Annotated in this window: 7 protein-coding genes and 1 pseudogene; 7 read left to right on the forward strand and 1 reads right to left on the reverse strand. The window is 26.8% G+C overall.

Features of this window, described 5'->3' with window-relative positions:
* Window positions 1-212 (reverse strand): annotated as a pseudogene (locus tag BM384_RS14715) (IS701 family transposase); the annotation flags it as partial.
* Window positions 213-481: 269 nt separating this feature from the next.
* Between BM384_RS14715 and BM384_RS14720 the strand changes: the two are divergent.
* From BM384_RS14720 to BM384_RS14750, 7 genes are all read left to right on the forward strand, one after another.
* Window positions 482-1,471, forward strand: coding sequence for a 3-oxoacyl-[acyl-carrier-protein] synthase III C-terminal domain-containing protein (locus BM384_RS14720; RefSeq protein WP_090014702.1), 990 nt, complete (start codon window positions 482-484; stop codon window positions 1,469-1,471).
* A 40-nt stretch (window positions 1,472-1,511) separates the two neighbouring features.
* The gene (locus tag BM384_RS18565; protein WP_175537405.1) at window positions 1,512-2,342 is read left to right on the forward strand and encodes a methyl-accepting chemotaxis protein; all 831 of its coding nucleotides are present in this window, start codon (window positions 1,512-1,514) and stop codon (window positions 2,340-2,342) included.
* A 721-nt stretch (window positions 2,343-3,063) separates the two neighbouring features.
* Window positions 3,064-3,864: an amino acid ABC transporter substrate-binding protein gene (locus tag BM384_RS14730; protein WP_090014704.1), complete on the forward strand. Its 801-nt coding sequence runs from the start codon at window positions 3,064-3,066 to the stop codon at window positions 3,862-3,864.
* Window positions 3,865-3,896: 32 nt separating this feature from the next.
* On the forward strand, window positions 3,897-4,538 hold the full coding sequence (locus BM384_RS14735) for an amino acid ABC transporter permease (protein WP_090014708.1): 642 nt from the start codon (window positions 3,897-3,899) through the stop codon (window positions 4,536-4,538).
* A gap of 9 nt (window positions 4,539-4,547) precedes the next feature.
* Window positions 4,548-5,231: an amino acid ABC transporter ATP-binding protein gene (locus BM384_RS14740; RefSeq protein ID WP_090014710.1), complete on the forward strand. Its 684-nt coding sequence runs from the start codon at window positions 4,548-4,550 to the stop codon at window positions 5,229-5,231.
* Between the two features lie 235 nt (window positions 5,232-5,466).
* Window positions 5,467-5,916, forward strand: coding sequence for a hypothetical protein (locus BM384_RS14745; protein ID WP_090014712.1), 450 nt, complete (start codon window positions 5,467-5,469; stop codon window positions 5,914-5,916).
* A gap of 82 nt (window positions 5,917-5,998) precedes the next feature.
* On the forward strand, window positions 5,999-6,261 hold a 263-nt coding region (locus BM384_RS14750; RefSeq protein WP_347455089.1), incomplete at its 3' end, for a hypothetical protein.

Consider the following 6,261-nt stretch of genomic DNA (forward strand, 5'->3'; position numbering starts at 1 on the left):
TTTGATAAAAATCTAGTTATACTAGTTCGATGTCTTGCAGGTGCAAGCTCCGCTATGTCGGAAATCTTACCATTAAAGCCTTTAGATATCATAGCATTTATGATATTTTCTAAATGCTTTAACTGAGGATTTGTTAAGTAAAAATCAAAATTTAATTGATTAAAAAATTTGTATATTGATGGTTCGTTTGATATAATTGTGTTCTGAAACATTTATGTATCTCCTTGTTGAATTTTGTGTAGGAACTTAATTATAACAGAGATTTATCATAAATGTTTTTTTATTTTATTCAGTTGTAAAATTATTCAAGCATTTTTGCACTATTATAGTATAAAACTAAATAATTATAATTTTTCATAAAATATGATGAAAGAAATGTATAAAATGTAAAAAGTGTGATATGATATATTTAAATGGAATAATTTTATATGGGGGTGAGTTATAACTATATATTTGTAAAATAATAGTATAGTTGTAAGCGATGAGAAAAATAAAAATAAGAGAAATAGCAGTATCTCATGGAAAAAATATTGTTAACAATGAATTTTATTTAAAGCATTTTGAAAAGCAAGGTAAGGATGTTAAACATTTTTTTGAAGATGTTATGGGAAGAAACTTAAGGTATGAAATTGATAAAGATACAGAAACAGCTTTAACTTTAGCTAAGAAAGCAGCAAAAGATTCAGTAGAAAATAGTGGTATATCCGGAAAAGACATAGATATGATAATTTATGCAGGAACTCTTCCAGAGTATTCTACGCCTATTTCAGCTTTATTTGTTCATGATGCAATAGAAGGAAAAAAAGAATGTTTCTGTCATGATATGAATGTAAATTGTTTAGGAATGACTTATGCTTTTGATATGGCTAGTAAATATATTGATTCAGATTCTAATATAAATAGAGTTCTTATTGTTGGAAGTGACATTCTTACAGTAGGAGTAAGTCCTGGAAATGAAGGTAATTATGGACAATTTGGAGATGTGGCTTGTGCTGTTATTGTTGAAGAAACAGAAGAAGAAAGTAGACTTATAGATACTAAGGTTGGAGTTGATACTACCTATATTGATAAGAGTAAATTTCCTAAGTGTGGATTTTCACATGCTTTTGAAGATTTACCAAAGGAAGAAATGTATGCTGAGTGGCAGCCAGCCCCACCTTGGTGGATTGATGGAATATCTGACAATATTAAAGCAATGCTTTCAGATAAAAATATAAGTATAGATGATGTATCTATGTTCTGTTTTACACAAATTGCTTACAATAATATATTAAAGTTTAGAAAGAGATTAAGTATACCTGAAGAAAAAAGTATTTTTATAGCAGATAGTTATGGATATACTGGGACAAGCAGTCCTTTTGTAGCATTATATGAAGCTATAAAAAGAGGAAAAGTAAAACGTGGTGATTATGTATTTCTTGCAACAGCAGCAGCAGGAGGAATTCATATAACTGAATTAATAAAATATTAGTTAATTGCTTTGTCAATTATATATTTAGGGGGGAATTTATATGCAAGAAAAAAAATTTGAAAGAGAAATTTTTAATACTGTATATAGTTTAATGCCTTATATTAGTTCTTTATTTAATAATGAGGAATGTATGGCTTTAACTAATACAGAAGAGTTTATATATCTTAAAATGGGAAATGAATTTAAACTACCTTATACTTTAGGACAAAAACTAGCTCCAAGTGTTAAAGTTGCTATTACAGAAAAAAGAACAGTTGTGATTGATATTCCTAAAAAAATTGTTTCAACTGGTGCAAAGTGTTATTGCTTTCCATTATATGAAGAAGATGAAGTAGTGGGTCTTCTTTTAATTGCAGTGCATTTAGGAAATAGAAATAAACTTAGTGAAATTATAAAAGAATTAACAGAATCTTTACATCAAATTTCAGTAGGTATGAGAGAAGTAGCTATTGGAGTTCAAGATCTTGCAGCTATGAATAATGATATATTAGAAAAAACAAATGCAACTAATACTAAAGCAAAGGATACAAATGAAATAGTTAATATTATTCAAGATATATCTTCACAGACAAATCTTTTAGGGCTTAATGCATCTATAGAAGCTGCAAGGGCTGGAGAATATGGAAGAGGATTTGCTGTTGTTGCTGAAGAAATAAGAAAATTATCAAATACATCAAAAGAATCTATAAATAAAATTGATAATATTATTAAAGAAATATGCCAAGGCATTACAGGTATAGATAAGAGACTTGATAAAATAAATGGAGTATCTCAAAATCAATCTGCAGCTTTAGAAGAAATAACTGCGTCTCTTGATGAACTTGATGGAGTTGTTAAAGAACTTAATGTATTAGCAGATAAGGTATTATAAAATGTCTAAAAATAAAAGGTCTGTCCATGTCTTGGATAGGCCTTTTACTTTCTAATAAATTTAGTCTGGAAATAAAAAAGAAATTCATAATAAAAATTAATATGTCTAAATCACGTAGACATGTATTAAGTACTAGACATATATATACTTTTCATGAATAGTGAGAGAAATATCATGTACATGTCCTATTAAAAAGTCAAATAACAAAGTATAACTTTTTACAAAATTAAATATTTGTTATGGGTTCTAAGATTTATTTTAGAGTTTAAAAATATAGGAAGTCTAATATCTATAATTATAAATATAGTACATATAATTTTTAAGATTTCTATATTAATTTTAATTTTCCGGTTCTCACTAAGATAGAAATAAAAAATTACAGGAAAAACAGACATAAAAAACTTGCAAAGTAAACTTTATTTCCTAGAACAGTTAAATTATAGCATAAAATAATAATTAATAAAGAGTTTTTTGCAAAAAACCTCAAAAATATTGCATAAAATAAATTTTGAATTAATTAAATATAAATAATAGAGGTTCTTATTTTAGGTGGATATAGTGGATATATATTAAAGATTATATTTGCTGACAAAATTCTAAGAAAATATAATAAAAAAATATTTTATTTGATAGTTTATTCTAAAAAATTAAAAAACTTGACTTTGACACTTTAACGTGATAAAGTAATGAATATATTTAAAAAATGAAATGGGGAATAAGTATGAAATATAGTAAAATTTTAAAACAAATATTAGCAATAAGCATTATAGGTGCATTAACTATTACGGTTACAGGTTGTGGCACTAATAAGGAAAAGGATACATCTACATTAGATAAAGATGTATTAGTAGTTGGTTTTGATGATACATTTGTTCCAATGGGCTTTAAAGATGATAACGGTGAGTATACAGGCTTTGATATAGAATTAGCTAAGTCAGTTGCAGAAAAAATGGATAAAGAATTAGAGTTTCAACCAATAGATTGGACTATGAAAGAATCAGAATTAAATAATAAAAATATAGATATGATATGGAATGGCTATTCTGTAACAGATGAAAGAAAGGAAAAAGTTGATTTTAGCTCAAGTTATTTGAAAAGTAAACAAATTATAATAACTTTAAATGATTCTGATATTGAAAGTAAGGAAGATTTAAAGGGTAAGGTAGTTGCAGCTCAAGATCAATCTAGTGCTATAGATGCTATAGGAAATTATAAGGATAACTTTAAGTCTTTAGTAACCTTTGGGACTAATGATGAAGCTTTAAGGGATCTTGAAGCTAAAAGATGTGATGCAGTAGTGGCTGATGAAGTGCTATCAAGATATTATATAAATATTAAAGGTGCAGAAAAATATAAAATAATTAATGATGATTTTGGAGAAGAAGAATATGCAGTTGGAGTAAGAAAAGGAGATAGTGAGCTTTTAAATAAACTTAATGATTCATATAAAGAAGTGGTAGAAGATGGAACAGCATCTAAAATATCTAAAAAGTGGTTTGGCGAAGATATTACACTGAAATAGAGGAAATATAAGAATAAAGGGGCGATGAATATATGGATATAGTAATTGCAATAACACCACAGATATTAGAGGGACTAAAAATTACTTTATTAATGTTTATATTAACTTTAGTAATTTCAATTCCACTTGGAGTTATTGTTTCACTAGGAAGGCTTTCAAAAATAAAAATTATATCTAAGATAACAGAAGGTTATGTTTTGATAATGAGAGGAACGCCTCTTTTATTGCAGATAGTATTTATATATTTTGGACTTCCTAGTATTGGCGTAGCAGTAGAGAGATTTCCAGCCGCATTAACAGCTTTTGTTTTAAATTATGCAGCTTATTTTGGAGAAATATTTAGAGGTGGAATTATGTCTATAGATAAAGGGCAGTATGAAGCTTCGAAAGTTTTAGGGTTATCTTCTAAAGATACATTTTTTAGAATAATATTACCTCAAGCAGTAAAAAATATTCTCCCTCCTGTAGCTAATGAGATAATTAATTTAGTTAAAGATACTTCTTTAGTATATGTTGTTGGACTTGATGAACTTCTTAAAGTAGGAAAAGCAGCTTCAAATAAATACTCATCTTTATTACCACTACTAGTAGTAGGAATTGTATATTTGATTTTAATAGGAGTATTTACAAAGGCATTAAATAAGATAGAGAAGAAATACAATTATTATAATTAGGAGGGGTTTATGTTAGAGGTTGTTGATTTAAAAAAGAGCTTTAGTGAAAATCAGGTATTAAAGGGAATAAATTTAACTATAGATAAAGGAGAAACAGTTGTTATAGTAGGTCAATCAGGTGGAGGCAAAACAACTCTTCTAAGATGTATAAATGATCTTGAAGTGGCTGATTCTGGAATAATTAAAATAGAAGATGATTTACTATTTAATAATAGAAAGAAGTTAGATAAGAAAACTTTAAAAAGAGTAAGAAAAAATATTGGTTTTGTATTTCAAAATTATAACTTGTTTCCTCATATGAGTGTTATTGAAAACTTAATTGAAGCACCTCAAAAGGTTCGTGGAAAAAGTAGAGAAGAAGCACTGCTTAAAGCAAGGGAGATTTTAAAGTTTCTAGGTCTTTCAAGCAAAGAAAATAGTTATCCTTTTGAACTTTCAGGAGGACAAAAGCAAAGAGTTGCAATAGGACGAGCTTTAGCATTAGAACCTAAACTTCTGTGTTTCGATGAACCTACTTCTGCTTTAGATCCAGAGCTAACTATGGAAATGGCAAACTTAATAAAAGGCTTAGAGAAAAAGGGAATTTCAAATTTAATAATTACCCATGATATGAATTTTGCCAAAAGTGTTGCAACTAAAATCTATTCTATGAATGGAGGAAAACTTGAAGAGGGGCTAATTTTTGAAAGCTAAAGGTTATAAATAAAGTGTAAAAAAATATAAGTTCTTTACATATGGTGAGAATATATGTGAAGAACTTATATTTTTTTGCATATGATAAGAATATATGTAAAGAAATTATTTAAATTCTATATATAATTTATTTTAAAAATATAAGGAAAATTGTATAAATTTATTATATAATAGAATATATAGGTATTTAAGGATGAGAAAATTACTCATAACAAAGGATAAGGAATGATTTTTTATGAACAAGGGAGAAACAAACAATAATTTCAATTCGCTATTAGAAGAAAAAAATATTTTTAATGAAAGATTAAGGGAAGTATATGACCTTATTTTGGATGATAATTTCGATGAAGCACTTTATGAGCTTGAAGAAGTGAATAAAAGATATCCTAATATTGCTGATGTTTATCATCTTAAGTTTAAGGTTTACTGTATTAAGGGGAATTATTATCTTGCTGAAAAGGTTATTATGGAAGCTGAAAAGTTATTTAGTGAAAATGAGAAAATTCAGGAAGATAGAGATTATTTAAGAAAAGTTAAAATCTCTAAAAGAAATGAGTATTTAGATTTAGAACAATATCATAATCTTACCCAAGATAATGAGAAAGAAATAAAAGATAAAAAGAATGTGGATGTATCTTCTCGTTATTATAGAGCGCTCAATGTCGTCAACTTAAGAAAAAAATAAAAAATTTAAAAAAAGCTTGACAATAGTGAAAAAATTTGCAAACTCGCTATAGATAAATAAATTTATAGCGAGGTTTAATATTATGAAAAATACTACATTATTATCTACAATTTTAAAAGATACAAACAACTTAATTACTTCAAGTGAATTTAAAGAAGCTTACAGTTTAGGTAATTCATTTTCAAGAAATAGAAAATTATCATTTCATAACGCAGTCTTCTTTATTTCTTCTGTATTACGTAAATCTATATCTTCTGAAATTAACAATTTTATTGAAGATCATAAATATTTAAATTTTCCATCAATAACAAAGCAAGCATTTTCTAAAGCAAGACAAAATATATC

It is taken from the genome of Clostridium sp. DSM 8431, from assembly GCF_900116755.1.
In the GTDB taxonomy this organism is placed as follows: Bacteria; Bacillota; Clostridia; order Clostridiales; family Clostridiaceae; genus Clostridium.